Genomic DNA, 26,548 nt, shown 5'->3' with positions numbered 1-26,548 from the left:
GCGAGCCATTTGTACACTGGCCCCGCAACCTTTTGCAATCCGCTGGGGCGGGCCTGGGCCGGGTTGTGTCGGTTTCAGCGGCGATATGGGAAATTTCTGAAACATTTACTCATGCTTACCCATGGCTTGGCCTGATGTCCGTCGATTCACAGGACGAACCTTGGTGGCGCCCCAGCCGGTCGCGGCCCATAGTTGAATCAAAGCCCTAATAAAGAGACTGGCCATGACCAAGACTCTCCATCACCGTGCCTGCCATCTGTGTGAAGCCATCTGCGGCCTGACCCTGGAAACCACGTGCGCCGACGACGGCAGCCTGGCGATCACCTCGATCAAGGGTGACCCGCTGGACACGTTCAGCCGTGGCCATATCTGCCCCAAGGCCGTGGCATTGCAAGACATCCAGAATGACCCGGATCGCCTGCACCAACCGATGTTGCGCGTGGGCAGCGAATGGCGGCCCATCCCGTGGGAAGAAGCGTTTGCGCTGGTAGCCGAACGGCTGGCAGGCATCCAGGCCCGGCATGGGCAGAATGCGGTGGCGGTTTATCAGGGCAACCCCAGCGTGCACAACTATGGGCTGATGACCCACAGCAACTACTTCCTTGGCCAGCTCAAGACGCGCAACCGGTTCTCCGCGACCTCGGTGGACCAGTTGCCCCATCACCTCACCAGCTACCTGATGTACGGCCATGGCTTGTTATTGCCGATCCCGGACATCGACCACACCGACTTCATGCTGATCCTGGGCGGCAACCCGCTGGCGTCCAACGGCAGCATCATGACCGTGCCCGATGTGGAGAAACGCCTGAAAGCCATCCAGGCACGGGGTGGCAAGGTGGTGGTGGTCGATCCACGGCGCAGTGAGACGGCGGCGATGGCCGACCAGCATGTGTTCGTGCGCCCCGGTGGGGATGCGGCGTTGTTGTTCGCAGTGCTCAACACGTTGTTTAGCGAAAACCTCACCCGTGCCAGTCACTTGCCCGTCGAAGGCCTGGAGGATGTGCGACGCGCCGTTGCCGGGTTTACCGCTGAGGCCATGAGCCGCCTGTGTGCGGTGCCGGCCGAGCAGATCCGCCAGTTGGCGCGGGACTTTGCGGCGGCGGACAAGGCCGTGTGTTACGGGCGCATGGGAGTTTCCACCCAGGCGTTCGGCACGTTGTGCCATTGGCTGGTGCAGTTGATCAACCTGGTCACCGGCAACCTGGATCGGGTCGGCGGTGCGTTGTGCACGTCGCCGGCGGTGGACCTGGTGGCGTCCACCGGCGGCGGGCATTTCAACCGCTGGCAGAGCCGGGTTTCCGGGCGCCCGGAGTATGGCGGCGAGTTGCCGGTGTCAGCCTTGGCTGAAGAAATGCTGACGCAAGGCGAAGGGCAAATCCGCGCGCTGGTGACCGTTGCCGGAAACCCCGTGTTGTCCACGCCGAACGGTCGTCAGTTGGAACAGGCTTTGGATGGCTTGGAGTTCATGGTCAGCATCGACCTCTATATCAACGAGACCACGCGTTACGCGGACTTGATCCTGCCGTCCACCTCGGCCCTGGAAAACGATCACTACGACACCACCTTCAATATGTTCGCCGTGCGCAATGTCACCCGTTTCAATCGTGCGATCTTGCCCAAGCCACAAGGCGCGTTGCATGACTGGGAGATCTTTGTCGGTTTGGCCCAGGCGTTCGCCGCGCAGACGGGGGCAGCGCTCAAGCCGACCATGGCGCCGGCGCAGATGATCGACTTCGGGCTACGGGCCGGGGCGTACGGAGATGCGTCCGAGCATAAGCTGTCCGTCGCGATGCTGGCCGATCACCCCCATGGCGTGGATCTGGGACCGCTCAGGGCCAACCTGGCCCAGCGTCTGAAAACCGTAGATGGCAAGGTGCAGGCGGCGCCAGCGGTGATCCTGGCCGACCTGGCGCGGTTTGCCGCGCAGCCGCTGCCGGTGGCTGACGAGCTGTTGTTGATCGGGCGCCGGCATGTGCGCAGCAATAATTCCTGGATGCATAACTATCACCGATTGGTGAAGGGCAAGCCGCGGCATCAGTTGCTGATGCATCCCGATGACCTGTCCAGCCGGCAGTTGAGCGATGGCCAGCGGGTGCGTGTGAGTTCACGCATTGGTATGATCGAGGTGGAAGTACTGGCCAGCCTGGACATGATGCCCGGCGTGGTCAGCCTGCCCCACGGCTGGGGCCATGGCCGCCCGGGCGTGCAGATGAGCATCGCCAGCGGGCAGCCGGGGGCGAGTGCGAACGACTTGACGGACGAACGGCAATTGGACGAGTTGTCGGGCAACGCTGCGCTTAATGGCGTTCCGGTGCAGGTAGCAGCTGCCTGAGCACCCGGCTGGAATTTTGCGTTACAATGCGCCACCGTGCCGACCTGTGAGTCGCAAAGTTCCAGCCGAGGTGTTCCATGGATATCATCGAAACGATCAAAGAGCAGATTGCTGCCAACACCATTCTGCTTTACATGAAGGGCGCACCTAACGCTCCTCAGTGCGGTTTCTCCGCGAAGGCGTCCCAGGCCATCATGGCGTGCGGCGAGAAATTCGCTTACGTGGATATCCTGCAAAACCCTGAAATCCGCGCCAACCTGCCGAAGTACGCCAACTGGCCTACGTTCCCACAATTGTGGGTGGCCGGTGAGCTGGTCGGCGGTAGCGACATCATCGTCGAGATGGCGGCTGATGGTTCGCTGCAAGCGCTGATCAAAGAAGCAGCGGCAAACGCGGCGGCCAAGACCGACGCTTGATGCGCCTGCAATAAAAAGCCCCGCTTCTCGTGAGAGAGCGGGGCTTTTTTATACCTGCATGCTGAGGGCTTATTCGCCCATCTGCGATTGCAGGTAGTTTTCCAGGCTGACTTTGTCGATCAGGCCCAGTTGGGTTTCCAGCCAGTCGATGTGTTCTTCCTGGTCTTCCAGGATATCTTCCAGCAGTTCGCGGCTGCCGAAGTCGCCTTTGGTTTCGCAGTGCGCGATGGCGGCCTTGAGGTCGCTGTGGCTCTTCTGCTCGAACTTGAGGTCGCTGCTGATCATTTCCTGGGTGTGCTCGCCGATGTTCAGCTTGCCCAGGTCCTGCACGTTCGGCAGGCCTTCCAGGAACAGGATGCGCTTGATCAGCGCGTCGGCGTCCTTCATGGCCTTGATGGATTCTTTGTATTCACGCTTGCCGAGCTTTTCCAGGCCCCAATCGTCATACATGCGTGCATGCAGGAAGTACTGATTGATCGCGACCAGTTCATTGGCAAGGATTTTGTTGAGTTGCTGGATGACTGAGATGTCGCCTTTCATGACTGGGGTCCTGCCCTGTAATCGCTGTGTATAAGGCGGAGTTTGAGCGGCGAAAACCTTAGTGTCAAACCTAAGTTATTGAATAATAAATGAAAATTAATCGGAGTAAGAATGTTTCTGTTCCGCGTCTTGGCGCTAACTAATTGAATTGCGGGCATAAAAAAACCGGACACTGAGTCCGGTTCTTTAAAACACGCCGATTTAAGCGTGTGTAAATTCTGCTGAATAAGGGATCGCGGCCTGGGCTGTTTGCAGCTGCGTCAGGGTTTCCCGTACCACTTGCTTGGCGAGGCAGGCACATTTACCGCACTGGCTGGCAACGCCGGTGGTTTCACGCACTTCCTTGTAGCTGCAGCAACCTTCGTAGATTGCTTCGCGGATTTGTCCGTCGGTGACGCCAGTACAGAGGCAGACATACATAAGGGAGAACCGTCGCGGGTTTAGGCTTAAGTGCGGTGGATCTTAATGTTAACGAGAATGATTGTCAAAGTGGATTCGTAGGGTCTTCGCTGGCAGCGTGCCCGCACTGACGAACGGTTTTTTCAGTGTATGATGATCGATCTTCACGAAGCGTGACTGCGTCACAGGGCTGTCGCTTATGCGCGCCAGACTGGGCCGGTCCTTTTACTTCAATCGTCACCCTCACATCAGGAGATACCCAATGAGCGTACTCGTCGGCAAACAAGCCCCGGATTTCGACGTACCCGCCGTCCTCGGCAATGGCGAAATCGTTGACAGCTTCAAGCTGTCTGAAGCCATCAAAGGCAAATACGGCCTGGTGTTCTTCTACCCGCTGGACTTCACCTTCGTCTGCCCTTCGGAGCTGATCGCTCTGGACCACCGCATGGACGATTTCAAGGCGCGCAACGTTGAAGTGGTAGCCGTTTCCATCGACTCCCATTTCACCCACAACGCCTGGCGCAACACCGCCATCAATGATGGCGGCATCGGCAAAGTCAAATACACCATGGCTGCCGACATGAAGCACGACATTGCCAAGGCTTACGACGTTGAATCCGAAGGCGGCGTAGCTTTCCGTGGCGCGTTCCTGATCGATGACAAGGGCGTTGTACGCTCCCAGATCATCAACGACCTGCCACTGGGCCGTAACATGGAAGAGCTGATCCGCCTGGTCGACGCTCTGCAATTCCACGAAGAGCACGGCGAAGTCTGCCCAGCCAACTGGAAAAAAGGCGACAAAGGCATGAACGCTTCGCCAGAAGGCGTTGCGGCTTACCTGACCGAGAACGCTGGCAAGCTGTAAGCCTGCGTCGAGGTACAAAAAAACCGGCCTGAGAAGGCCGGTTTTTTTATGGGCGGGAAATGGCTCAGTCGCCGAAATCTTCCCAGCCGCCCATCTGCTTCCAGCGATTGACGATGCCGCAGAACAGATCAGCCGTCTTCTCGGTGTCGTAGCGCGCCGAGTGGGCTTCGCGACCGTCAAAGTCGATACCGGCTGCCTGGCAGGCTTTGGCCAGTACGGTCTGGCCGTAAGCCAGGCCTGCGAGGGTGGCGGTGTCGAAGCTGGAGAACGGGTGGAACGGGTTGCGCTTCATGTCCAACCGCGCCACGGCGGCGTTCAGGAAGCCGAGGTCGAAGCTGCTGTTGTGCCCGACCAGGATCGCGCGTTTGCAGCCATTGGCCTTCAACGCTTTGCGCACGCCACGGAAGATATCGGTCAGCGCGGCTTCTTCACTCACGGCCATGCGCAGTGGGTGATCGAGCTTGATGCCGGTGAACTCCAAAGCGGCTGCTTCGATATTCGCGCCTTCAAACGGCTCGACGCGGAAGAAGTGGGTGTGTTCCGGGAACACAAAACCCTGTTCATCCATGCCAATGGTCGTTGCGGCGATTTCCAGCAACGCGTCGGTGGCGCAGTTGAAACCACCGGTTTCTACGTCGATGACAACCGGCAGATAGCCGCGAAACCGCTCGGCCATCGGGTGACGGGAGCCGCCACCACTGTGCTCGTGTTCGTCGTCGTAATGGTCTTCACTCACTTGCTTTCCTCCAGCAGGCGCCAGCGCAGTGTTTCACCGGCGCGCAGCGGGATAACGGTCAGCTCGCCAAACGGCAGGCTGGCAGGGGCGGTCCAGTCTTCACGGACCAGGGTGATACGGTCGGTATTTGCCGGCAGGCCGTAGAAACGCGGGCCGTTGAGGCTGGCAAAACCTTCAAGCTTGTCCAGGGCGTTGCGCTGTTCGAACGCTTCGGCGTACAGCTCGATCGCCGCATAAGCGGTGTAGCAACCGGCACAGCCGCACGCGGCTTCCTTGGCATGCTGGGCGTGGGGCGCCGAGTCGGTACCGAGGAAGAACTTCGGGTTACCGCTGGTCGCGGCATCCAGCAACGCCACCTGGTGGGTGTTGCGCTTGAGGATCGGCAGGCAATAGAAATGCGGCCGAATCCCGCCCACCAGCATGTGGTTGCGGTTGTACAGCAGGTGATGGGCAGTAATGGTTGCGCCCACGTTGGCCGAAGCCTCGGTGACGAACTGCACGGCATCGGCGGTGGTGATGTGTTCGAACACCACCTTGAGGGTCGGGAACAGCTCGACCACACGGCGCATATGCTCGTCGATGAAGATCTTCTCGCGGTCGAACACGTCTACATCGCCACGGGTGACTTCACCGTGAATCAGCAGCGGCATGCCGACTTCGGCCATGGCTTCGATGGCCGGCAGGATCTTGTCGATACTGGTCACGCCGGAATCGGAGTTGGTGGTCGCGCCAGCCGGGTACAGCTTGGCGGCGTGCACGTAACCGCTGGCCTTGGCTTCACGAATCTCTTCGGGCTGGGTGCGGTCGGTGAGGTAGAGCACCATCAGCGGTTCGAAGCGGCTGCCGGCCGGCCGCGCAGCGAGGATACGCTGGCGATAGGCGTCGGCTTCAGCGGCATTACGCACCGGAGGTACCAGGTTAGGCATGATGATGGCGCGGCCAAACGTGCGCGCAACATCGGCCACGGTTTGGGGCAACGCAGCACCATCGCGAAGATGAATATGCCAGTCGTCGGGACGCAGCAGGGTCAGGCGGTCGGACATTGGGGATTCCAGGCGGGTCAATCTGGTGGGAATGCTACCGGAAAAGACTCTTGCAGGCACTCGCTATCAAGTTTTGCAGGATGCATCCGATAGCCTTTCGTATGCCTTATCGATGTATGACGCTTTGAAGTGTTGTAGAAACCAGTGGAGCCTCCCGTGCGCCAGCAATATCTAGCCCTGCTCAGTGTGTTCGCCAGCCTGCCTGCGATGGCCCTCACGTTCCAGACACGTCTGGAGAATATTGAGTGGAAGGTGGAGGGCGACAAGTTTGAGTGCCGTCTGACCCAGCCGATCACCGACTTCGGTTCGGGTGAGTTCGTGCGCCGGGCGGGCGAGCAGGCGACGTTTCGTCTGAAAGCCTATGGCGGATCGCTGGGGGCAGGTTCTGCGACCTTGTTGGCCGCTGCGGCACCCTGGCAGCCTGGCCGGGGTGATATCAACCTGGGTGCAGTGCGTGCCGGCAGTGGCGATGTGTTGTTCAACAGTTCCCAGGCCCAGGCGGGGCGGCTTTTCAACGGCTTGCTTGAGGGGCGCTCGCCGACGGTTCGGCATTACGGGCGCGAAGGTGGCTACTCGGAAATCCGCCTGTTGCCGGTGCGCTTCAACAAGGCCTACAGCGACTACCAACTGTGTACCGCCAAATTGCTGCCGATGAACTACGACCAGGTCAAGCAGACGGAAGTCGGCTTTCCAGGTGGCGGCATCGAATTGGACGCCGCAGCCAAGCAGAAGCTGGCGGTGATTGTTGAATTCATGAAGGCTGACCCCACCGTCAACCACATCGAGCTCAATGGCCATTCGGACAACAGCGGCAATCGGTTGACCAATCGCGATGTTTCGCGCCGGCGCGCCTTGGCAGTCATGGAGTACTTCAAGGCCAACGGCATTGAGGAGTCGCAGGTCACCCTGCGGTTCCACGGCGAAAGCTACCCCCTGGCGCCCAACACCAATGCCGCCAACCGCGCGCGCAACCGCCGCGTCAATATTCAACTGGAGCGGGTGGCAGCCCCCGAGAAACCGGCGCCCACGGCCACCGGGCCGAGCAACCCAGCCGCTACCTCCTGACGTGCGACCATCGGTCGCTCGTTCGACATAATCTGTCGCTTTATCTTCATTTGCTGTCGCGCCCCTGTAATTTCACGGTTTTGATCGGTAGAATCGTCGCCTTTCCGTACAACCCCGTGGAGTGATGGCATGGCCGACGTAAACAAGGTCGTTCTCGCGTATTCCGGCGGCCTGGACACTTCGGTGATCCTCAAGTGGCTGCAGGATACTTATAACTGTGAAGTGGTGACCTTCACCGCTGACCTGGGTCAGGGCGAAGAGGTCGAACCTGCACGTGCCAAGGCGCAAGCCATGGGCGTGAAAGAGATCTACATTGACGACCTGCGCGAAGAATTCGTCCGCGATTTCGTTTTCCCGATGTTTCGCGCCAATACCGTCTACGAAGGCGAGTACCTGCTGGGTACCTCCATCGCACGTCCGCTGATCGCCAAGCGCCTGATCGAAATCGCCAACGAAACCGGCGCTGACGCCATTTCCCATGGCGCCACCGGCAAGGGCAACGACCAGGTGCGTTTCGAGCTGGGCGCCTACGCCCTCAAGCCAGGCGTGAAAGTGATTGCCCCTTGGCGTGAATGGGACCTGCTGTCCCGTGAAAAGCTGATGGATTACGCTGAAAAGCACGCAATCCCGATCGAGCGTCATGGCAAGAAGAAGTCCCCGTACTCGATGGATGCCAACTTGCTGCACATCTCCTATGAAGGTGGCGTGCTGGAAGACACCTGGACCGAGCACGAAGAAGACATGTGGAAATGGACCGTCTCCCCGGAGAACGCTCCAGACAAGCCGCAGTACCTGGAGCTGACCTACCGCAACGGCGACATCGTCGCGCTGGACGGCGTCGAAATGACCCCGGCCACCGTGCTGGCGACCCTGAACCGTATCGGTGGCGAACACGGCATCGGCCGCCTCGACATCGTCGAGAACCGTTACGTGGGCATGAAGTCCCGTGGCTGCTACGAAACCCCAGGCGGCACCATCATGCTGCGCGCTCACCGTGCTATCGAGTCCATCACCCTGGACCGCGAAGTGGCTCACCTCAAAGACGAGTTGATGCCCAAGTACGCCAGCCTGATCTACACCGGCTACTGGTGGAGCCCTGAGCGCCTGATGCTGCAACAGATGATCGATGCCTCCCAGGCCCACGTGAACGGCGTTGTGCGCCTGAAGCTGTACAAGGGCAACGTGATCGTCACCGGTCGCAAGTCCGATGAGTCGCTGTTCGATGCCAACATCGCCACCTTCGAAGAAGACGGCGGTGCCTACAACCAGGCGGACGCAGCGGGCTTTATCAAGTTGAACGCATTGCGCATGCGCATTGCGGCCAACAAAGGTCGCAAGTTGTTCTGAGTGCCCGTGACGCTTTAAGAAAGGCCCCTTGTTAAAGGGGCCTTTTTTTTGCCTGTTAAAAAAGCAAGGCGATACCGTGTGTTGGGGAATGTTTATCAATGTTTAAAGAGTGTTGAGTAGTTAGCGCTTCTGAAGTGTTGTGGGTGTAGGAAAATGTTCTGGGGTGGCGTATTAAAAGGAAAATGAATTATTTACACCGAAATAGGAACCATGTCTTACAGAATATTCACTCATATAAGTGTGATAAGGGTGTTTCTTGGGGAAATGTCTGTAGGAAATAATGGTGTAAGTGAATATTTTTAAGGGAACTGAAATGATAGGGTTTTTCTTGTCGACTTATCTGCGCGAAGGCAACAAGCAAGGGGCATTTGCTGAAAGTCATGTGCGCTACCTTTACCGCTTGCCTCGTACCCGTTGGATATTTCATTCAAATTATGTGTGGGCCCAGAAAAGTCTGAAAGCCCCCGTAAAACTCGATACATCTGAATCAGTGTTTTTTTGTAGGCTTATTCCTATATCGTTGTGGCTTGGGTCTCTGCTTGCTGTTACTCAGGGGGGAGCGCTATGCCAACTAGGAAACGACTAGGCTATTGTGCTTGCTCTGAATAATTCGAACAGCGAAATTGGACTTTCCTTATGAATAAAGTGCTGATCGTGGATGATCATCCCGTCATTCGTCTTGCTGTGCGTATGCTAATGGAGCGTCATGGTTATGAGGTCGTTGCCGAGACCGATAACGGTGTCGATGCGTTGCAACTTGCACGGGAGCATATGCCGGACATCGTCATACTGGATATTGGAATTCCCAAGCTCGATGGGCTGGAAGTTATTTGCCGGCTTTCCTCCGTCAAACAGCCAGCTCCATTCAAGGTGCTGGTGCTGACGTCCCAGGCGCCTGGTCATTTCTCCATGCGTTGCATGCAGGCTGGCGCTGCGGGTTACGTCTGCAAGCAGCAGGATTTGACTGAGTTGTTGAGCGCCATCAAGGCGGTGCTCTCCGGCTACAGCTATTTCCCGAACCAGGCGTTGAACTCGGTGCGCTCAACCATGGGCAACGCGAGTGAGGCCGATATGGTCGAGCGCCTTTCGGGCCGGGAGATGATGGTGCTGCAGCAGTTGGCGCGCGGTAAAACCAACAAGGAGATCGCCGACGGCATGTTCCTGAGCAACAAGACTGTCAGTACCTACAAGACGCGTTTGCTGCTCAAGCTCAATGCACGCTCGCTGGTAGACCTGATTGAGTTGGCCCAACGCAACGGGCTCGTATAGGGGAGGGTGCAACAACTCACGTGATATCCGGCCAGTGAGCCAGCTAGCAAAAAGCCTCCGTCAGGGAGGCTTCTGGTCGTAAACGGGCAGGTCAGAGGTCGAAGTCGTAATCGGCCAGTTGTTTTTGCAAGCGTCGCTCTTCCAGAAGATTGTCGATAGTGCGACGTTTGCTTAGATTGGTCTTGGCTACCTCCGCAACGGGGGCTTCGCCATCGTCATCCGATTCTGCGACGAGGTCGTCTTCTACATCCAGTTGTTCTTTGCCAGTGCTCATAAGGTTCACTCCGGGCTAAGACTGCCGTTGGCGCTCCTTATAACGATAATCCATGAATGGGTAAAAAAGATTTTTTCAATCGACTGATCGAAAAAAACAATGATTACTCAATCGTCGGACGTCTTGTCCTTGTATTCACACAGGTCTTCGATGCGACAGCTGCCGCAGCGGGGCTTGCGTGCCTGGCAAACATAGCGTCCGTGCAGGATCAACCAGTGGTGGGAGTCGAGCAGATAGGGCTTGGGCACGAACTTCATCAGCTGGGTTTCCACCTCCACCACATTCTTGCCGCGAGCGATCCCCGTCCGGTTACTGACCCGGAAAATGTGGGTGTCCACCGCCATGGTCAACTGTCGGAATGCCGTATTGAGCACAACGTTCGCGGTTTTGCGGCCTACACCCGGCAGCGCCTCCAGGGCTTCGCGTGTTTGCGGCACTTCACCGCCGTGCAACTCCACCAGCATCCGACAGGTCTCGATGACATTTTTGGCCTTGCTGTTGTAAAGGCCAATCGTCTTGATGTATTCGGATAAGCCATCGACGCCCAAGGCATGGATCGCCTCTGGTGTATTCGCCACCGGGTACAGTTTGGCCGTGGCCTTATTCACGCCCACATCAGTGGATTGTGCCGACAGAATCACCGCAATCAACAATTCGAATGGCGAAGAGTAGGCCAGTTCGGTTTTCGGTTCTGGATTGTCTTCGTGAAACCTGCGGAAAATTTCCAGGCGTTTTACGGCGTTCATGGGGCAGGCAATTCCTTGCAGACGGTCGGCGTAATGGTGAAAAGCGGTTCCAGGCACGGAGCCCTATAAGCAACAACCTCAATAGGATAGAGGTCAGGCGCCGACATGGGTATCGACCTGGCGCTGCACCTCTTCCAGTTTGTGTTGCGCCGCAGCCAGCGCTTCTGCGTCGATGCCCGGTTGGCGCTGTAATTTGCTGACATCCGCGCGGGCGTAGGCCAGGGCGGTTTTCAGCTGGCGCAGTTGGGCATCAATGGGGCGTTTTTCCACGCGCTGTAAGTCTGGGCGGGGTTGCTCGGAGATCGCCTCGACGTCATGCAGGGCGTGCTCGGCAGCGGTCAATGCCGCGCTGAGCGTTGCCAGCTGTTGCTCGTCGGCGCACTGCTCTTGAGCCTTTTTCAACTCAGCGCGCCGCATGGCCAACTGGATTTTCGCGCGCTTGAGCTCGGGGTCTTTGTTGGCAGGGAGCGGAGGCGGGCTGCTCGCTTCTAGCGCCGCCAATGCTTGCTCCGCGGCTTCGAACTGTTGTTGCAGGATGATCAGTTGCGATTGTTGCTCAAACGTTGGCGGATGGCCGAAGGCTTTCAAGGATTTATGCAACTGCGCACGGCTCATGGCGACGCCGATCTTGGCTTTCTTGATCGCTGCATCCGAGGCAGCTTGCCCTGTATCTGCGGGTGCAGTGTGCGTCGGCACCGTGCGCTTGGCCCGTGCCAGGCGTTCTGCTAGCTGGCGTTGTTCCTCCAGCTGCAAGCGCGCGTTGCGCTGTTCATAACGCCGCCGCGCACGGTCACGCTTGAGGCCGCGTTCATGCTGCTCGTGTTCGTTGGCCGCCAATCCACCCACCATTGGCACCAGGTTAACCAGCGGCCGCATATCGATGCAGTCAACCGGGCAAGGTGCCACGCAGAGGTCGCAGCCCGTGCACTCGTCGCTGATCACCGTGTGCATCAGTTTGGCGGCACCCACGATGGCGTCCACCGGGCACGCCTGGATGCATTTGGTGCAGCCGATGCACTCGGCTTCGCGGATGTACGCAACCTGCGCTGGAGCTTCGCCACGGCTGGTGTCCAGCATCAGCACGGGGACGCTCAGCAGGTGTGCGAGGCCGATGATCGTTTCCTGCCCACCCGGCGGGCACTTGTTGATCGCCTCGCCTTTAGCGATGCCTTCGGCGTATGGCTTGCAGCCTGGGTGCCCGCATTTGCCGCATTGGGTCTGCGGCAGCAGCGCGTCGATACGTTGAATGAGGTTCATGCTGGGATCATTGGCATGCCGGTTAGACGAACAGAGCCTGATTATCCGGCAAGCGAGAAGAGGGGACTAGCGCAAAAGCCCTGTCGCCGAAACGACAGGGCTGTTTTGCAGGCTTACTTGATGCGTTGGCCTGGCTTGGCGCCGCTGTCAGGGCTCAGCAGGTAGATTTCTTCACCGCCAGGGCCCGCCGCCATCACCATGCCTTCGGAGATACCGAACTTCATCTTCCGTGGCTTGAGGTTGGCAATCATCATGGTCAGGCGACCATCCAGCTTGGACGGGTCCGGGTAGGCGCTCTTGATCCCGGAGAACACGTTGCGTTGCTCGTCACCGATATCCAATGTCAGGCGCAGCAGCTTGTCGGCACCTTCCACGGCTTCGGCCTTGATGATCAGCGCCACACGCAGGTCCACGGCGGCGAAAGCGTCAAAGTCGATTTCCGCAGAGATCGGGTCTTTGGCCAATTCACCATTGCCAGCGGGTGCAGCCGAACCGGTGTCGGTCTGGCTGGCGACCAGGTCTTCTTTCGACGCGTCGGTCATGGCCTGGACTTTTACCGGGTCGATGCGGGTCATCAGCGGCTTGAACTCGTTCAACTGATGGTTACCGAGCAGGCTGGCGTGGTCGTTCCAGGTCAGCGGCGCGACGTTGAGGAACGCCTCGGCGTCGGCGGCCAGCAGTGGCAGCACCGGCTTGAGGAAGATCACCAACTGGCGGAACAGGTTGACGCCCGTGGCGCAGATCGCCTGGACTTCAGCCTGCTTGCCTTCCTGTTTATTCAACGACCACGGTGCCTTGTCGGCGATCCAGGCGTTGGCGCGGTCGGCCAGGCCCATGATCTCGCGCATGGCGCGGGCAAAGTCGCGGGCTTCATAGGCGTCGGCGATGCTTGGCGCGGCGGCCAGGAACGCGTCGGTCAGCTCTGGCGCAGCGTTCTCGGCCACCAGCACACCGGCGTTGCCCTTGTGGATAAACCCGGCGCAACGGCTGGCGATGTTGACGACCTTGCCCACGAGGTCCGAGTTGACCTTCTGTACGAAGTCTTCCAGGTTCAGGTCCAGGTCATCGACGCCACGGCCCAGCTTGGAGGCGTAGTAGTAGCGCAGGTATTCTGGTGACAGGTGGTCCAGATAGGTGCGCGCCTTGATAAAGGTGCCACGGGACTTGGACATCTTCTGGCCGTTGACCGTCAGGTAGCCGTGCACGGCAATGGCGGTCGGCTTGCGGTAGCCCGAGCCTTCAAGCATGGCTGGCCAGAACAGGGCGTGGAAGTTGACGATGTCCTTGCCGATGAAGTGGTACAACTCGGCCGTGGAGTCTTTGTTCCAGAACGCGTCGAAGTCCAGCTCCGGTGTGCGATCGCACAGGTTCTTGAAGCTGGCCATGTAGCCGATTGGCGCATCCAGCCACACATAGAAGTACTTGCCCGGCTCGCCTGGGATCTCGAAGCCGAAGTACGGCGCATCGCGGGAGATGTCCCACTGTTGCAGGCCGCTGTCGAGCCATTCGGCGAGTTTGTTGGCCACGGCGTCTTGCAGGGTGCCGCTGCGGGTCCAGGTTTGCAGCATTTGCTGGAAATCCGGGAGTTTGAAGAAGAAGTGCTGGGAATCCTTGAGCACCGGGGTGGCACCGGAGATAGCCGACTTCGGATCCTTCAATTCAGTCGGCGCGTAGGTTGCACCGCATTTTTCGCAGTTGTCGCCGTACTGGTCTTCGGTGCCGCATTTCGGGCAGGTGCCCTTGATGAAGCGGTCGGCCAGGAACATTTTCTTTTCCGGGTCGAAGTACTGGGTGACCGACCGCTGGTCGATATGCCCTGCTTCTTTCAACCGCAGGTAGATCTGGCTCGACAGCTCGCGGTTTTCTTCGGAGTGGGTCGAGTGGAAGTTGTCGAAGTCCACCAGGAACTCGGCAAAGTCGGCGCTGTGTTCAGCCTGCACGTTGGCGATCAGTTGTTCCGGGGTGATGCCTTCCTTTTCGGCGCGCAACATGATGGCCGAACCGTGGGCGTCGTCCGCGCAGACATAAATGCATTGGTTGCCGCGATGCTTCTGGAAGCGCACCCACATATCGGTCTGGATGTACTCAAGCATATGGCCAAGATGGATGGAACCATTGGCATAGGGCAGGGCGCTGGTGACGAGGATCTTGCGTGGCTCGGACATGGGGCTCGGCTACTTGATGAAACGGAGGTCGGCCACTATAAAGCGCCGGGAAATATATTTCACCCCGTGGAGCTGTTTCAGCATCTTCCTTACCTGCGAAAGCATGCCGCTGACGGGCGGGAACGGTTAGGATAGCCGCCTGTTTCAGTCAGTCTTTTTTCGGGAGTAGCCCATGAGCGCCGTCAATCGCGCAGCGGTGGAAGCCGTTCTTCGCCAGTACACCGACCCTTATTTGAACCAGGACCCGGTCAGTGCCGGCTGTGTACGTGCCATCGAGGTGCAGGGCGACCACGTGTCGGTCCAGCTGGAGTTGGGCTATGCCGCAGGCCTGTTCAAGAACGGCTGGGCGCAGATGCTGCAAATGGCCATCGAAGGCCTGGACGGCGTGCGCTCTGCCAAGGTCGATATCCAGTGCGTGATTGCGCCGCACAAGGCCCAGGCCCAGATCCCGGGTCTGGCCAATGTCAAGAACGTCGTCGCCGTCGCCTCCGGCAAGGGTGGCGTGGGCAAATCCACCACCGCCGCCAACCTGGCCCTGGCTCTGGCCCGTGAAGGCGCACGCGTGGGCATCCTCGACGCCGACATCTACGGCCCGAGCCAGGGCGTGATGTTCGGCATCGCCGAGGGCACGCGGCCCAAGGTCAAGGATCAGAAGTGGTTTGTACCGATTGAGTCCCACGGGGTGGAAGTCATGTCCATGGCCTTCCTCACCGACGACAACACGCCGATGGTCTGGCGCGGGCCGATGGTCTCCGGGGCACTGCTGCAGCTGGTTACCCAGACGGCCTGGGGCGATTTGGACTACCTGGTGATCGACATGCCGCCAGGCACCGGTGATATCCAGTTGACCCTGGCACAGAAAGTCCCGGTGGCCGGTTCGGTGATCGTCACGACGCCGCAGGACCTGGCCCTGCTCGATGCCAAGAAAGGCGTGGAGATGTTCCGCAAGGTCAATATCCCGGTGCTGGGTGTTGTCGAGAACATGGCGGTGCACATCTGCTCCAACTGCGGCCACGCCGAGCATCTGTTCGGTGAGGGCGGCGGTGAGAAACTGGCCACGCAATACGGTGTTGAACTGCTGGCGTCGCTGCCGCTGTCGATGCTGATTCGCGAGCAGGCTGACGGTGGCAAGCCCACTGTTGTAGCCGAGCCTGACAGCCAGATCGCCATGATCTATCAGGAGCTGGCCCGTCATGTGGGCGCACGGATCGTCTTGCAGGAAGCGGCGGCGCCGGCAATGCCGACGATTACTGTCAGCGACGACTAAGAGGCGTGAAAGGAAAAAGCCCCGACAGTGTCGGGGCTTTTTCATGCCCGGAAGATGGCCCGGACGTGGCCGTTACGCTTTTGCCCAATTGCTCGTGTAAGCATTTGCTTACTTTTTCGTAAGTGTTTGGTTTTTTTACCAGACACGTATGTCCCGAATTCTTGAGGGAGTTTTCTAACTTGTTGAAAATTAACAATTAAATGTATTTCGTAGAGCGCGCAGGCGTGTCACGCCACGGGTTGGATCCCGTTGAACTTCCCTTGGAAGTCTCTAAGATCAGCCCTGTGTCCACGGATTGGCACAGCCATCAAGGAACGATGGTTTGAAGGAACGTCGCAGGATGCGATTCATCAGGATGATGAAAAGGAATACAGGGACTAGGGAAAAAATGTGGGCGGGTCATACCGCCCCTTTTTTTTGCCCGTAGAAAAGTCCCCGGACGCAAAAAAGGCCCCGTAGGGCCTTTTTTTGTTTGGCGGCGGCGCTGTTAGCGCTCGAGGTCTTTGATCTTGCCTTTGACGCCATCCCACTCAGCTGCATCCGGCAGCGAGTCTTTCTTCTCAGTGATGTTTGGCCAGATTTCCGCCAGCTCGACGTTCAACTGAATAAATTCCTGCATCTCTGCCGGGACTTCGTCCTCGGAGAAAATAGCGACGGCCGGGCATTCTGGTTCACACAGGGCGCAGTCGATGCACTCATCCGGGTGGATGACCAGGAAGTTCGGGCCTTCGTAGAAGCAGTCCACCGGACATACTTCCACGCAGTCGGTGTACTTGCACTTGATGCAGTTGTCGGTGACGACGAAGGTCATTTCTAATTCTCTCCTCAGGCGGCGGCAGCGAAACCCTTTGTGGCAGGGCTCGCGAGGTTCGGGAGCGATAGTCTGCAGGCCAGGCTAAAAAGCCCGCAGCATCCCAAACCGCGCGAGAGTCTACCAGCTTGCAAGCGTCAGCGTTATATCCGAACCTTCAGTGCATATAACATTTCGAGCGCTTTACGCGGCGTCAAGTCATCCAGGTCAAGCTTTGCCAACTCTTCCAGCACCGGATGGGGCAGGGTGGCGAACATATCGCTCTGGTGCGGTGCAGCGTTTTTGCTCGCTGCCTTGGCAGGGCTGGCGACCACGGTTTCATGGGGCAATGCCGTGGTTTCCAGGCGGCTGAGGTGCTCGCGGGCGCGGCTGATCACGATGTTTGGCACGCCGGCCAACTGCGCCACCGCCAGGCCGTAGCTCTGGCTGGCCGGCCCGGGCAACACGTGGTGCAGGAACACGATGCGCTCGTTGTGCTCGGTGGCATTGAGATGCACGTTGGCCACCAGCGGTTCGCTTTCTGGCAATACGGTCAGTTCGAAATAGTGGGTGGCAAACAGCGTGTAGGCCCGCAGGTGCGCCAAACGCTCGGCTGCGGCCCACGCCAGGGACAGGCCATCGAAGGTGCTCGTGCCGCGACCGACTTCGTCCATCAGCACCAGGCTGCGCTCGGTGGCGTTGTGCAGGATGTTGGCAGTTTCGCTCATTTCCACCATAAAGGTCGAACGGCCACCGGCCAGGTCATCGCTGGAACCGATCCGGGTGAAAATCCGGTCCACCAGGGACAACTCGCAACTGGCCGCCGGCACAAAGCTGCCGATATGCGCCAACAGCACGATCAATGCGGTCTGACGCATGTAGGTGGATTTACCACCCATGTTCGGACCGGTGATCACCAGCATGCGAGTGTCGTCGTCCAGCGAAAGGTCGTTGGCGACGAACGGCGTCGTCAGCACTTGCTCCACCACCGGGTGGCGCCCCTGCACGATGCGCATGCACGGCTCGCTGACAAAACGCGGGCAGTTCAGGTCAAGGTTCAGTGCGCGTTCGGCGAGGTTGCTCAGCACATCCAGTTCGGCCAGGGCGGCAGCGGTGTCTTGCAACGGCGCCAGTTGGCCGATGAGGTCTTCGAGCAGGGCTTCATACAGCATCTTTTCCCGCGCCAGCGCACGGCTTTTGGCCGACAGCGCCTTGTCTTCGAACTCCTTGAGCTCCGGGGTGATAAAGCGCTCGGCACCTTTGAGGGTCTGGCGACGTTGATAGTCGATAGGCGCCGACTCGGCCTGCTTGCTCGGCAACTCGATGAAGTAGCCGTGCACGCGGTTGTAGCCGACTTTCAGGTTGGCCAGGCCGGTACGGGCTTTTTCGCGGGCTTCCAGGTCAATCAGGAACTGCCCGGCGTTTTCGCTGAGGGATTGCAACTCGTCCAGCTCGCTGTCGTAACCGGTCTTCAACACGCCGCCGTCACGGATAATCGCTGGCGGGTTGTCGATGATGGCTTTTTCCAGGAGTGCCGCCAGTTCCGGGTAGGTGCTGGTGGTCACGGCCAACTGTTGCAGGTGCGGTGTGTCCAGTTCGGTCATCGCCGCTTGCAGTTGGGGCAGGGCGCCGAGGGCATCGCGCAGGCGCGCCAGATCGCGGGGGCGCGCATTGCGCAGGCCAATCCGCGCGAGGATGCGCTCGATATCACCGATTTCCTTCAACTGCGGTTGCAGCTTCTCAAAGCGGTAACCGTCCAGCAGGCAGGTAATAGAAGACTGACGTGCTTGCAACACGCTCAAATCCCGCAGCGGACGGTTCAGCCAACGGGTCAGCAGGCGGCTGCCCATGGCGGTCTGGCACCGGTCGACGACCGATTGCAGGGTGTTGTCGCGCCCGCCGGACAGGTTGGTATCGAGCTCCAGGTTGCGCCGGCTGGCGCCATCCAGCACCACGGTATCGTCCAGGCGTTCATGACGCAGGGCGCGCAAATGCGGCAGGGCCGTGCGCTGGGTTTCCTTGGCGTAACCGAGCAGGCAACCCGCGGCGCCGATGGCCAGGGTCAGGGTTTCGCAACCAAAGCCCTTCAAGTCCTGCACGGAGAATTGTTGGCAAAGGCTTTTCAGCGCCGAGTCACGCTCAAAGTCCCACGGCGCACGGCGCTTGGCCCCACGACGCTTTTCCGCAGGCAGGTCCTTTGGCCAATCATCCGGGATCAACAACTCCACTGGATTGATACGTTCCAGCTCGGCCAGCAGGTTTTCCCAACCCTTGATCTCCAGCACGCTGAAATTGCCGCTGGTGATGTCCAGCACCGAAAGACCGAACAAACGCTCATCGCCCAACACCGCGGCAATCAGGTTATCGCGACGCTCATCCAGCAACGCCTCATCACTCACCGTCCCCGGCGTAATAATGCGCACCACCTGACGTTCCACCGGCCCTTTGCTGGTAGCCGGGTCGCCGATCTGCTCACAGATCACCACCGACTCGCCCAGCTTCACCAGCTTGACCAGATAACCTTCCAACGAATGGTAAGGAATCCCACACATCGGAATCGACTGCCCAGCCGATTGCCCACGGGCGGTCAGGGTGATGTCCAGCAGCTTGGCGGCCTTCTTCGCGTCTTCGTAGAAGATCTCGTAGAAGTCGCCCATGCGATAGAACATCAACTGATCAGGGTGCTGGTTTTTCAGGCGCCAGTACTGCTGCATCATCGGGGTGTGGGAGGACAGGTCGGAAGTGTTTTTACTCATTGGATAGTAGGCAAATTCGTTGAAAGGAGTGGGGCAAAGGGGGCGCTTGGCCCTGCTGATTTTGCGATGGCAGCAAGGTTAACACGCGAGGTGGAGCGTTCGCCCCCCTTCAAGCAAAGGCTACTTAGCGGGTGTGCATGGCAACGTTAACGGCTGTCTGAGTGCTTAGTTCAATTAGCGTTAGTGCGCCGTCATCAAAGGAGCAGCCCGTGTCGAGGTAGGTTGTATTGCCCAAGCGGGTAACAGACGCCACTGTCGAGTGCCCGACATAAATATGATCTATGCCTTGAATGATGATTTCGTCCTGATGCTCGATTTTGTTTCTGGCATATAAGGCTTTTGTTAACGCTGATTGTTGATGTATCTCTCCAAGACGGCCAGTAATGGCGTTTTTGGCATTTTGCCAAGTGGGGGTGTCATCAATGAGAGGGGTTTCCGCATGCACAATCCCGATTTTTCGACCGTCCAGTAATTCAATTTCCATTATTAGAGGAAGCGTTTGCAGTGCGTTCGAAATGTTCTGTTGAAGTGCGCCAGGTAGCTCATAAATCCATGCGCCCCCATTGCGAGAGTGCCGGGCAGTGTCTCCGTTGCCAGAAATACAATCGATGAGCATCTGTTCGTGGTTACCTCTCACCGCGTGAAACCACGGTTGTTGCAACCAGTCCAGTACGTCGATGGAGTCGGGGCCTCTGTCAATGAGGTCGCCCACGGAAAAAACTCGATCAAGCGCTTTATCAAACGCGGTCTTCTTCAAAAGAGACTCGAACAGTTTGAAATGACCGTGGATGTCGCCGACTACAAAATCTCGACCAATTGTGTTGGGTGGAAACGACTGGATCGCGTGCATGTTCAGTGGTTCGATAAGAGGGGATTTGCGTGGGTGGATATTACTGGCTGCGGCTGTCGGCAAGAAGCGTCTGGAGAATAATATTCTGACGCGCTTTCCAGCGTTTGCGCCCCGTGCCGCGGCGTCGTCGTGGCCAGTTACACATTCAGCGAACAGGCCTGCAATATGCAAATTAGCATTTGCCAACCCAAAAAACTCCCGTCACTATCCGCGCTATGCAAAAACGCAACGTTTCTATCGTCTTACGAGAACTGCTGGACCGCGACCGGATCTCCCCCATGGAGCTTCACCGGCGCACTGGCGTGCCTCAATCCACGCTGTCCCGGATCCTCAGCGGCAAGATCGTTGACCCCTCGGACAAGCACATCTCGCGTATCGCCGATTACTTTCGCGTTAGCACCGACCAACTGCGCGGACGCGTAGCGATTGGTGCCTTGCGCGAAGACCTGCGTGACCCAACCCATTCGGAGCTCAAGGACATAAGCTTGTGGGACGACGACACCCCCGTGAATGATGACGAGGTGTCGATCCCTTTTCTGCGCGAGGTTGAATTGGCTGCTGGATCAGGAAGATTCGTCATCGAGGAAAGCGAAAAGGCCAGCCTGCGGTTCGGCAAGCGTAGCCTGCGGCATAACGGCGTGCAGTTTGACCAGGCCAAGTGCGTGACCGTACGTGGCAACAGCATGCTGCCCGTGCTGCGTGATGGGGCGACGGTTGGGGTGAATGCGGGCAAGAGCGGGATTGGCGATATCGTCGATGGTGATTTGTACGCCATCAATCACAACGGCCAACTGCGGGTGAAACAGCTCTATCGCCTGCCTTCCGGGATTCGCCTGCGCAGTTTCAATCGCGATGAGCACCCGGACGAAGACTATAGCTTCCAGGACATCCAGGATGAGCAGATCAGCATTCTCGGCCATGTGTTCTGGTGGGGCATGTACGCTCGCTAACAACCTTATGTAAGACAAAACCCGCCAATGCGCGGGTTTTTTTTCGCTTGTCAAAAGCCGGCATCCCCAATGCCCACAAGGCTTTCAATGCGCTGGTGCAATTCACTGGTGAAATAAATGCATTCACGCATTGACTGTATATGCATACATGCATATTCTCCATCTCAAGCCAGCCAAGAAGGCTAGGTGGAGGCAGCAAGGATGCTGCCAAGGAAGACAAGGAAGGCACGCAGCATCGGCATGGACGCCATCACAGCGATGGCAAGGACGCCAGGAAACACCGGCAAGGATGCCGACGCTCTTTAGTTACACCGTACGACAAGAACAGGCAGCGATGAACCGGCCTCAACGGTTCAGAGGGTTGGCAACTGACCCGGGTGTGCAGCGTAAAGCACCAGAAGCAGTTATCCGGCAGACAGGGATCGTGGTCGGAAAAACATCGAGGGAAGAACCGTACCGCGCCAGTAGCGCCGACAGTTCGCGGGACGCATTACTGAAAAGCCTGGGCAGCCGGGCTTTTTGGAATGCCCACCGACACACGGAAGTATCCAAACCCCGGCACTGTGCCGGCATTGCTCAGCCAGGAGGCGTGACATGACAAACGAGCAGCAAGCGTTAGCGGAAATGCCGATCTGGCTGGTGATCGTACTGGCCCTGATCGGCGGGGTCAGCGGTGAAATGTGGCGCGCCGACAAGGAAGGCGCCCGGGGCTGGTCGCTGGTACGTCGTCTGGCCTTGCGGTCTGGGGCGTGCATGGTTTGCGGGGTCTCGGCCGTGATGCTGTTGTACGCCGCCGGCCTGTCGGTCTGGACCGCCGCCGCACTGGGGTGCCTGACCGCCATGGCCGGCGCAGACGTGGCCATCGGCCTTTATGAACGTTGGGCGGCCAAGCGTATTGGCGTCAACCGCCCGGATCAGCAGTAACCGCTGCAAGGACGCAACAAGATGACCTCTATCGAAAGAACCTCCCAACTGCCCATGGCGATTGAGGACGCGCTGAAGAGCGCGTTCCCACAATTGCGCGTAGGTAATCATCAGGACTTCACCGGCACCGGCGATAAGACCGGCGTGCTTGTCAGCATGGAGCGCAATGGCCCCGGCGTGCGTTCCCTTGAGGGGCGCAAGGCACATGTGTTGTCGGTTTCCCTCAAGGTCACTGTCGCCAGCGGGGCCGCAGCGTTTGATGCGTGCGACCTGGCCAGCCAACTGATGGACCTGGCCCTGGACAACCGCTGGGGCCTGCCGCCGGATCAGTGCGATTTGCCCACGGCCATCGTCGCAGCACCTTCTGCGCTGAACGGCGTGGAAACGGACTACGACACCTGGATCGTGTCCTTCAGCCAAACCCTCTACCTCGGCCCGCGCCTCCTCGAAGATCCCACAGGCAAACCACTATTTGCCCGCACCTGGGAAGTCTCCGACATCAACGACCCGGATCAATATCGCCCACTCCAGGAGTAATCCATGTTCGATGCATTGCTGCGCATGCAACTCGGGCCGATCGTCGAGCGCCTGGTGGACATGGAAACCCAGGTCGAAGACCTGTATCGCCGTGCAGAAAGTTTCTGCCGGATTGGCGTGTGCCAGGAGGTCGACGCCGCCAGCAACACCTGCAAGGTCAGTCATGGGGATTTGCTCAGCCCGGCCATCCGTTTTTTCAACCCCAGCGCCGGTTCGCAGACTGAAACTCGCATTCCCTCGGTGGGTGAACAATGCCTGTTGCTCAACTACGGCGGCGGCGAAGGCGGAGCACAGTCCGTGGCCTTGTTCGGCCTCAACAGTAGTCTGTTTCCGCCAGTGTCCGGCGTGGCCTCGCTGAACCGGCGCCGTTATCAGGACGGCACCCAAAGCGACTACGACGATGCCAGCCATACGTTCAACTGGAGCAACGGGCCGACCACCGTCAGCGGTTCCCGCGAACAAGTGAACGTGACCGTTGGCGCCGCCACGCTGGCGCTGACTGAGCACAGCATCACCCTGCAACTCGGCGCCAGCGGCTTGCTGCTGGATGCCGCCGGCGTGCATTTGAGCGGCCCAGTGGTGGACCACCACGGCCGCGTGATCAGCAGCGCATAAGGATTTGCCATGATCGGAATCGATAGGAACAGCGGGGCAGCGGTCGATGACTGGCTGCAATTCGTACAGCGCGCCACCCGAGCGCTGACCACCCCCGTGGGCACTCGCCAGAAGCGCCCGTTTTACGGCTCGAAGATCCCGCAACTGCTCGGCCAGAACCTCGGCGACGACCTGTTGATCCTCGCCCAGAGCCATGCCGCCGACGCGTTCTACAACGCGCAGAACGGCATCACCGACTTTCAACCCCAGGTCATCGTCGCGACCCGTCAGGGCGCTGGCTTGTTACTGCGTTTTGCCGGCACCTGGAAAAACCGCCAACAATCCTTTGAGGTCGTCACATGAGCATGCTGATCCCTGGCCAGAACCAACTGGCGGAACCGGCGATTATCGCGGTCGACGCCTTCGAGCCGCTATTGGCGCAATTCAAGGCGTTCGTCGTCGACTACGTGGCCACTCGTGCGCCGCAAAGTGCGGCCAAGCTCAAGCTCAGCCTCGACAATGAAAGCGAGCTGCTGACCCTGGCCCTGGAAGCGTTTTGCGTGCGCCTGCAAACCCACGAACGCCAATACAACGCACGCATCAAGCAGATGCTGGCGTGGTGGGCCACCGGCAGCAATCTGGATGCGCGCCTCGCGGACATGGGCCTGGAGCGCCAGGTCCTTGACCCCGGTGACCCCGCTGCTTTCCCGCCTGTGCCGCCGACGCTGGAAAGCGATGATGATGCTCGCCTGCGCTATTACCTGGCACCCCACGCCCCGGCGGCAGGCTCGCGCATGCAATATCGCCGTGAAGTGTTCACCTTGGGCGAGCGGCCAGCGGTCAAGGTGCAAAGCGCCGCGTCGGGCGTGGTGACGGTCAGCTACACCTTCAACCCGGACGGCTATGCCGCGCGGATCAAGGATGGCAATGGTCGGCGTACGGCGCCTGGCGAGGTGATGGTCACCGTGCTCTCCCGGGACGGCGATGGCAGCGCCTCTGCCGATTTGCTTGACGGCGTGCGGCGACATTTCGCACGGCCCGATGTACGACCGGAAACCGATCTGGTCACGGTCCAGGGCGCGCAGATCCAACGCTACAAGATCCGTGTGGTCGCCAAGATCAACGCGGGCCCCGATTCGGGATTGACCCAGGTTGCCGCGCAACAGTTGCTGCAAACCTACGCCGATTCCTGTCATCGCCTGGAAGGTCGGGTCGACCCGAGCTGGATCGACTACGCCATCCACAGTGCCGGCGCTGCGCAACTGCAGATCCTTGAGCCGCTGGCACCGATCATCAGCTCGGCGTTTCAGGCGCCGTACTGCACGGGCGTCGAGGTGGAGGTGCGCACGCTATGAGTGAGCCCAAGACGAGCCTGTTGCCCGCCAACAGTTCACCCCTGGAAAAGGCCCTTGATCTGGGCTTCGGCTACTTGCTGGAACGGGTCACGCCGCCATTCCCCCAACTGATGGACCCGGATCGTACGCCGGCAGCGTTTTTGCCCTACCTGGCAGCTGACCGCGCGGTGAACGAATGGAGCACCACCGCCCCCGAGGCCGAGAAGCGCCTGACCGTCAAACTCGCCTGGCCCACCGCGCGACAGGCCGGCACTCGCCAAGCCCTGGAAAACGCCGTCAAAGGCCTGCGACTACGGCCCGAAGTGCGTGCCTGGTACGAGCAGAAACCGCGAGGTGTGCCCTACAGCTTTGCCGTCCGGGTCTGGACCGAATTGCCCTACAGCGAAGCCACTGACCTGCGACTCGATCGACGCCTGGCCGATGCCAAAAGTGAGCGCGACATCTTCTCGGTCTCCATCGGCCTGAGCGCGTCGGGCCGCCACAGCATCGGCGGTGCCACGCTGTGCGGCGAACTCACCACGATCTACCCAACCATGTTGGCAGGCGTTGAAGCCACGGGCCGCGCCTGCTTGGCGGCCGGGCTCTACACCGTCGAAACCACCACCCTTTATCCACAGGAGCACTAAATGGCTGACTATTACACCCTGCCCACCAACGCGGGGCTCGCCTACGAAACCGCCTGCAAGGCTGCTGGCGTACCGATCAAACTGGCGCAGATCTCCGTCGGCGACGGTAACGGCGCTGTCTACAACCCCGATGCCAGCGCAAAAGCGCTGAAACGCGAAGTCTGGCGTGGGCCGTTGAACGCGCTGTTTCAAGATGAAAAAAACGCCAACTGGCTGATGGCTGAAGTCACCATCCCGTCAAATGTCGGCGGCTGGTATGTGCGGGAAGCCGGGCTGTGGACGGACAGCGGGATCTTGTATGCCATCGTCAAATACCCGGAGTCGTATAAACCGGTGTTGACGACGTCGGGGGCGGGCAAAGAGTTCTACATTCGCTCGATTTTCGAGACGACCAATGCTGCCAATGTGACGTTGTTGATTGATGACACGGTGGTGAAGGCGACTCGGGCGTGGGTAGTGGATTACCTCGCGCAGCAGTTGGCGAAGGGGTCGTATACCAAGGCAGAGGTCGAGGCGTTGATCGCCAAGGCGTCGGCGTTGCCGGTCGGGGCGATGGTGCCGTTTCCGCTTGGAATCGTGCCGTCGGGGTATCTGGAGGTGGATAACAGCCTGTTCAGGGATTCTGTTTATCCGGACTTGGCGGCGTATCTGGCGAAGAAGTTCAACGTTGCTGGCGATGCGGTGGGGTATACGCGATTGCCGGAGTCGCGAGGGGAGTTTTTTCGGGGTTGGGATCATGGGCGGGGCGTGGATGCTGGGCGTGTGATTGCCAGTTTCCAGGCTGATGCGTTCAAGAGCCACACCCATACACCGCCCTATCAGACCGGTATCAACTCTGCGTCCGGCCCTGCTGGTGCTAAAGCTCTCGGTGGTACCATTTTTGATGTCCTTCAGGACGTCGGGTATACGGGCGGCAATGAAACCCGTCCGCGCAACCTGGCGGTGATGTGGTGCATCAAGACCTGGAGCGCGCCGATCAATCAGGGAAATATTGATGTTTCGGCGTTGCTGCCTTTGGCCGTTCAGGCGACGGAAATCAATCAAGGCACTGCGAAAGTTGCAACTCAGGCACAAGTGAGTGCCGGGGCGGATGATGCAGTCGTTGTGACCCCCAAAAAGCTGCGCGCCGGGTTTTCCATTTCACTCGGCCTGCCTGGGCATATCGCATTTCCCTCTTGGTTGGGCGGGTTGGTTATCCAGTGGTTCAAAGGGCCCGTCAGCGGTCTTGAATCAGTCGCTTATCCCGCGGTCAGTTTTCCTCTCGCATTTCCCAATGCATGTCTGATCTCTTCTGTCTCGACCATGGGTAATGACACGGTGTTTTCTGACCAGATGTTCCAAGTAAGTAGCTGGAACAAAGAGACCGTCAAACTATTTCCTCAGTGGTTCGGTACCGCGAACCAAGGGCTTGTCTTTCCGCTGGTCATTGCAATCGGTTATTGAGG

Annotated in this window: 26 protein-coding genes; 15 read left to right on the top strand and 11 right to left on the bottom strand. The window is 59.0% G+C overall.

Annotation, left to right across the window (positions count from 1 at the left end; all coding sequences use genetic code 11):
* Window positions 1-223 precede the first annotated feature (223 nt).
* Window positions 224-2,332: a molybdopterin oxidoreductase family protein gene (locus tag DBR46_RS10480; RefSeq protein WP_124526115.1), complete on the top strand. Its 2,109-nt coding sequence runs from the start codon at window positions 224-226 to the stop codon at window positions 2,330-2,332.
* Window positions 2,333-2,409: 77 nt separating this feature from the next.
* Window positions 2,410-2,748: a Grx4 family monothiol glutaredoxin gene (gene grxD, locus DBR46_RS10475; protein ID WP_017738289.1), complete on the top strand. Its 339-nt coding sequence runs from the start codon at window positions 2,410-2,412 to the stop codon at window positions 2,746-2,748.
* 69 nt (window positions 2,749-2,817) lie between these two features.
* Here the strand turns inward: grxD and bfr are convergent, their stop codons facing one another.
* Window positions 2,818-3,288 carry a bacterioferritin gene (gene bfr / locus DBR46_RS10470; protein ID WP_017738288.1) on the bottom strand — a complete coding sequence of 157 codons (471 nt, stop codon included), beginning with the start codon at window positions 3,286-3,288 and terminating at the stop codon, window positions 2,818-2,820.
* Between the two features lie 201 nt (window positions 3,289-3,489).
* Window positions 3,490-3,708: a bacterioferritin-associated ferredoxin gene (locus DBR46_RS10465; protein ID WP_003208706.1), complete on the bottom strand. Its 219-nt coding sequence runs from the start codon at window positions 3,706-3,708 to the stop codon at window positions 3,490-3,492.
* A 241-nt stretch (window positions 3,709-3,949) separates the two neighbouring features.
* Here DBR46_RS10465 and DBR46_RS10460 point away from each other — a divergent pair, with 241 nt between their 5' ends.
* A complete protein-coding gene (locus tag DBR46_RS10460) occupies window positions 3,950-4,552 on the top strand; it encodes a peroxiredoxin (RefSeq protein WP_003172097.1) in 603 nt (200 codons plus the stop codon).
* Window positions 4,553-4,616: 64 nt separating this feature from the next.
* Here the strand turns inward: DBR46_RS10460 and rnt are convergent, their stop codons facing one another.
* Window positions 4,617-5,288 carry a ribonuclease T gene (rnt, locus tag DBR46_RS10455; RefSeq protein ID WP_017738287.1) on the bottom strand — a complete coding sequence of 224 codons (672 nt, stop codon included), beginning with the start codon at window positions 5,286-5,288 and terminating at the stop codon, window positions 4,617-4,619.
* Window positions 5,285-6,331, bottom strand: coding sequence for a dihydroorotase (pyrC, locus tag DBR46_RS10450; protein WP_032891786.1), 1,047 nt, complete (start codon window positions 6,329-6,331; stop codon window positions 5,285-5,287). The genes rnt and pyrC overlap by 4 nt, the downstream gene beginning before the upstream one ends.
* A gap of 156 nt (window positions 6,332-6,487) precedes the next feature.
* Here pyrC and DBR46_RS10445 point away from each other — a divergent pair, with 156 nt between their 5' ends.
* From DBR46_RS10445 to DBR46_RS10435, 3 genes are all read left to right on the top strand, one after another.
* A complete protein-coding gene (locus DBR46_RS10445; RefSeq protein WP_124526114.1) occupies window positions 6,488-7,396 on the top strand; it encodes an OmpA family protein in 909 nt (302 codons plus the stop codon).
* A 129-nt stretch (window positions 7,397-7,525) separates the two neighbouring features.
* Window positions 7,526-8,743 (top strand): argininosuccinate synthase, encoded by a 1,218-nt coding sequence (locus DBR46_RS10440; protein ID WP_017738284.1) that lies wholly within the window; start codon window positions 7,526-7,528, stop codon window positions 8,741-8,743.
* A gap of 636 nt (window positions 8,744-9,379) precedes the next feature.
* Window positions 9,380-10,012 (top strand): response regulator transcription factor, encoded by a 633-nt coding sequence (locus DBR46_RS10435; RefSeq protein WP_122719714.1) that lies wholly within the window; start codon window positions 9,380-9,382, stop codon window positions 10,010-10,012.
* A 91-nt stretch (window positions 10,013-10,103) separates the two neighbouring features.
* Here the strand turns inward: DBR46_RS10435 and DBR46_RS10430 are convergent, their stop codons facing one another.
* The 4 genes from DBR46_RS10430 to metG form a co-directional block, all read right to left on the bottom strand.
* Complete coding sequence (locus DBR46_RS10430; RefSeq protein WP_124526113.1) at window positions 10,104-10,286, bottom strand: PA3496 family putative envelope integrity protein; 183 nt, start codon at window positions 10,284-10,286, stop codon at window positions 10,104-10,106.
* Window positions 10,287-10,393: 107 nt separating this feature from the next.
* Window positions 10,394-11,032, bottom strand: a complete 639-nt coding sequence (gene nth, locus DBR46_RS10425; RefSeq protein ID WP_124526112.1) for an endonuclease III — start codon at window positions 11,030-11,032, stop codon at window positions 10,394-10,396.
* Window positions 11,033-11,125: 93 nt separating this feature from the next.
* Window positions 11,126-12,331, bottom strand: a complete 1,206-nt coding sequence (gene rsxB, locus DBR46_RS10420; protein ID WP_256659266.1) for an electron transport complex subunit RsxB — start codon at window positions 12,329-12,331, stop codon at window positions 11,126-11,128.
* A gap of 71 nt (window positions 12,332-12,402) precedes the next feature.
* Window positions 12,403-14,454 (bottom strand): methionine--tRNA ligase, encoded by a 2,052-nt coding sequence (metG, locus tag DBR46_RS10415; RefSeq protein WP_124526110.1) that lies wholly within the window; start codon window positions 14,452-14,454, stop codon window positions 12,403-12,405.
* Between the two features lie 172 nt (window positions 14,455-14,626).
* On the opposite strand from metG, the gene apbC reads away from it, so the two are divergent.
* A complete protein-coding gene (gene apbC, locus DBR46_RS10410; protein ID WP_124526109.1) occupies window positions 14,627-15,721 on the top strand; it encodes an iron-sulfur cluster carrier protein ApbC in 1,095 nt (364 codons plus the stop codon).
* A gap of 487 nt (window positions 15,722-16,208) precedes the next feature.
* Here the strand turns inward: apbC and fdxA are convergent, their stop codons facing one another.
* From fdxA to DBR46_RS10395, 3 genes are all read right to left on the bottom strand, one after another.
* Complete coding sequence (gene fdxA / locus DBR46_RS10405) at window positions 16,209-16,532, bottom strand: ferredoxin FdxA (RefSeq protein ID WP_017738276.1); 324 nt, start codon at window positions 16,530-16,532, stop codon at window positions 16,209-16,211.
* Window positions 16,533-16,675: 143 nt separating this feature from the next.
* Window positions 16,676-19,267 (bottom strand): DNA mismatch repair protein MutS, encoded by a 2,592-nt coding sequence (gene mutS, locus DBR46_RS10400; RefSeq protein WP_124526108.1) that lies wholly within the window; start codon window positions 19,265-19,267, stop codon window positions 16,676-16,678.
* Window positions 19,268-19,391: 124 nt separating this feature from the next.
* Entirely contained in the window at window positions 19,392-20,117 is a 726-nt protein-coding gene (locus DBR46_RS10395) for a metallophosphoesterase (RefSeq protein WP_124526107.1), read from the bottom strand.
* A gap of 215 nt (window positions 20,118-20,332) precedes the next feature.
* Here DBR46_RS10395 and DBR46_RS10390 point away from each other — a divergent pair, with 215 nt between their 5' ends.
* The 8 genes from DBR46_RS10390 to DBR46_RS10355 all read left to right on the top strand — a co-directional run bounded on the left by DBR46_RS10390 (window position 20,333) and on the right by DBR46_RS10355 (window position 26,546).
* On the top strand, window positions 20,333-21,067 hold the full coding sequence (locus DBR46_RS10390; protein WP_124526106.1) for an XRE family transcriptional regulator: 735 nt from the start codon (window positions 20,333-20,335) through the stop codon (window positions 21,065-21,067).
* 594 nt (window positions 21,068-21,661) lie between these two features.
* Entirely contained in the window at window positions 21,662-21,991 is a 330-nt protein-coding gene (locus DBR46_RS10385) for a phage holin family protein (RefSeq protein ID WP_017738272.1), read from the top strand.
* Between the two features lie 21 nt (window positions 21,992-22,012).
* Window positions 22,013-22,528 (top strand): hypothetical protein, encoded by a 516-nt coding sequence (locus DBR46_RS10380; protein ID WP_124526105.1) that lies wholly within the window; start codon window positions 22,013-22,015, stop codon window positions 22,526-22,528.
* 3 nt (window positions 22,529-22,531) lie between these two features.
* On the top strand, window positions 22,532-23,143 hold the full coding sequence (locus DBR46_RS10375) for a phage baseplate assembly protein V (RefSeq protein ID WP_124526104.1): 612 nt from the start codon (window positions 22,532-22,534) through the stop codon (window positions 23,141-23,143).
* Window positions 23,144-23,152: 9 nt separating this feature from the next.
* Window positions 23,153-23,485, top strand: coding sequence for a phage baseplate protein (locus DBR46_RS10370; RefSeq protein WP_124526103.1), 333 nt, complete (start codon window positions 23,153-23,155; stop codon window positions 23,483-23,485).
* Window positions 23,482-24,477, top strand: a complete 996-nt coding sequence (locus tag DBR46_RS10365; protein WP_124526102.1) for a baseplate J/gp47 family protein — start codon at window positions 23,482-23,484, stop codon at window positions 24,475-24,477. The genes DBR46_RS10370 and DBR46_RS10365 overlap by 4 nt, the downstream gene beginning before the upstream one ends.
* Complete coding sequence (locus DBR46_RS10360; RefSeq protein WP_124526101.1) at window positions 24,474-25,103, top strand: phage tail protein I; 630 nt, start codon at window positions 24,474-24,476, stop codon at window positions 25,101-25,103. Before DBR46_RS10365 ends, DBR46_RS10360 begins: the two co-directional genes overlap by 4 nt.
* A complete protein-coding gene (locus DBR46_RS10355; protein ID WP_124526100.1) occupies window positions 25,104-26,546 on the top strand; it encodes a phage tail protein in 1,443 nt (480 codons plus the stop codon).
* Window positions 26,547-26,548: the final 2 nt, after the last annotated feature.

Source organism: Pseudomonas sp. KBW05 (assembly GCF_003852405.1).
Classification (GTDB): Bacteria; Pseudomonadota; Gammaproteobacteria; order Pseudomonadales; family Pseudomonadaceae; genus Aquipseudomonas.
Note: the sequence above shows the minus strand (reverse complement) of the source record. Positions and strands in the feature narration are given on the sequence as shown.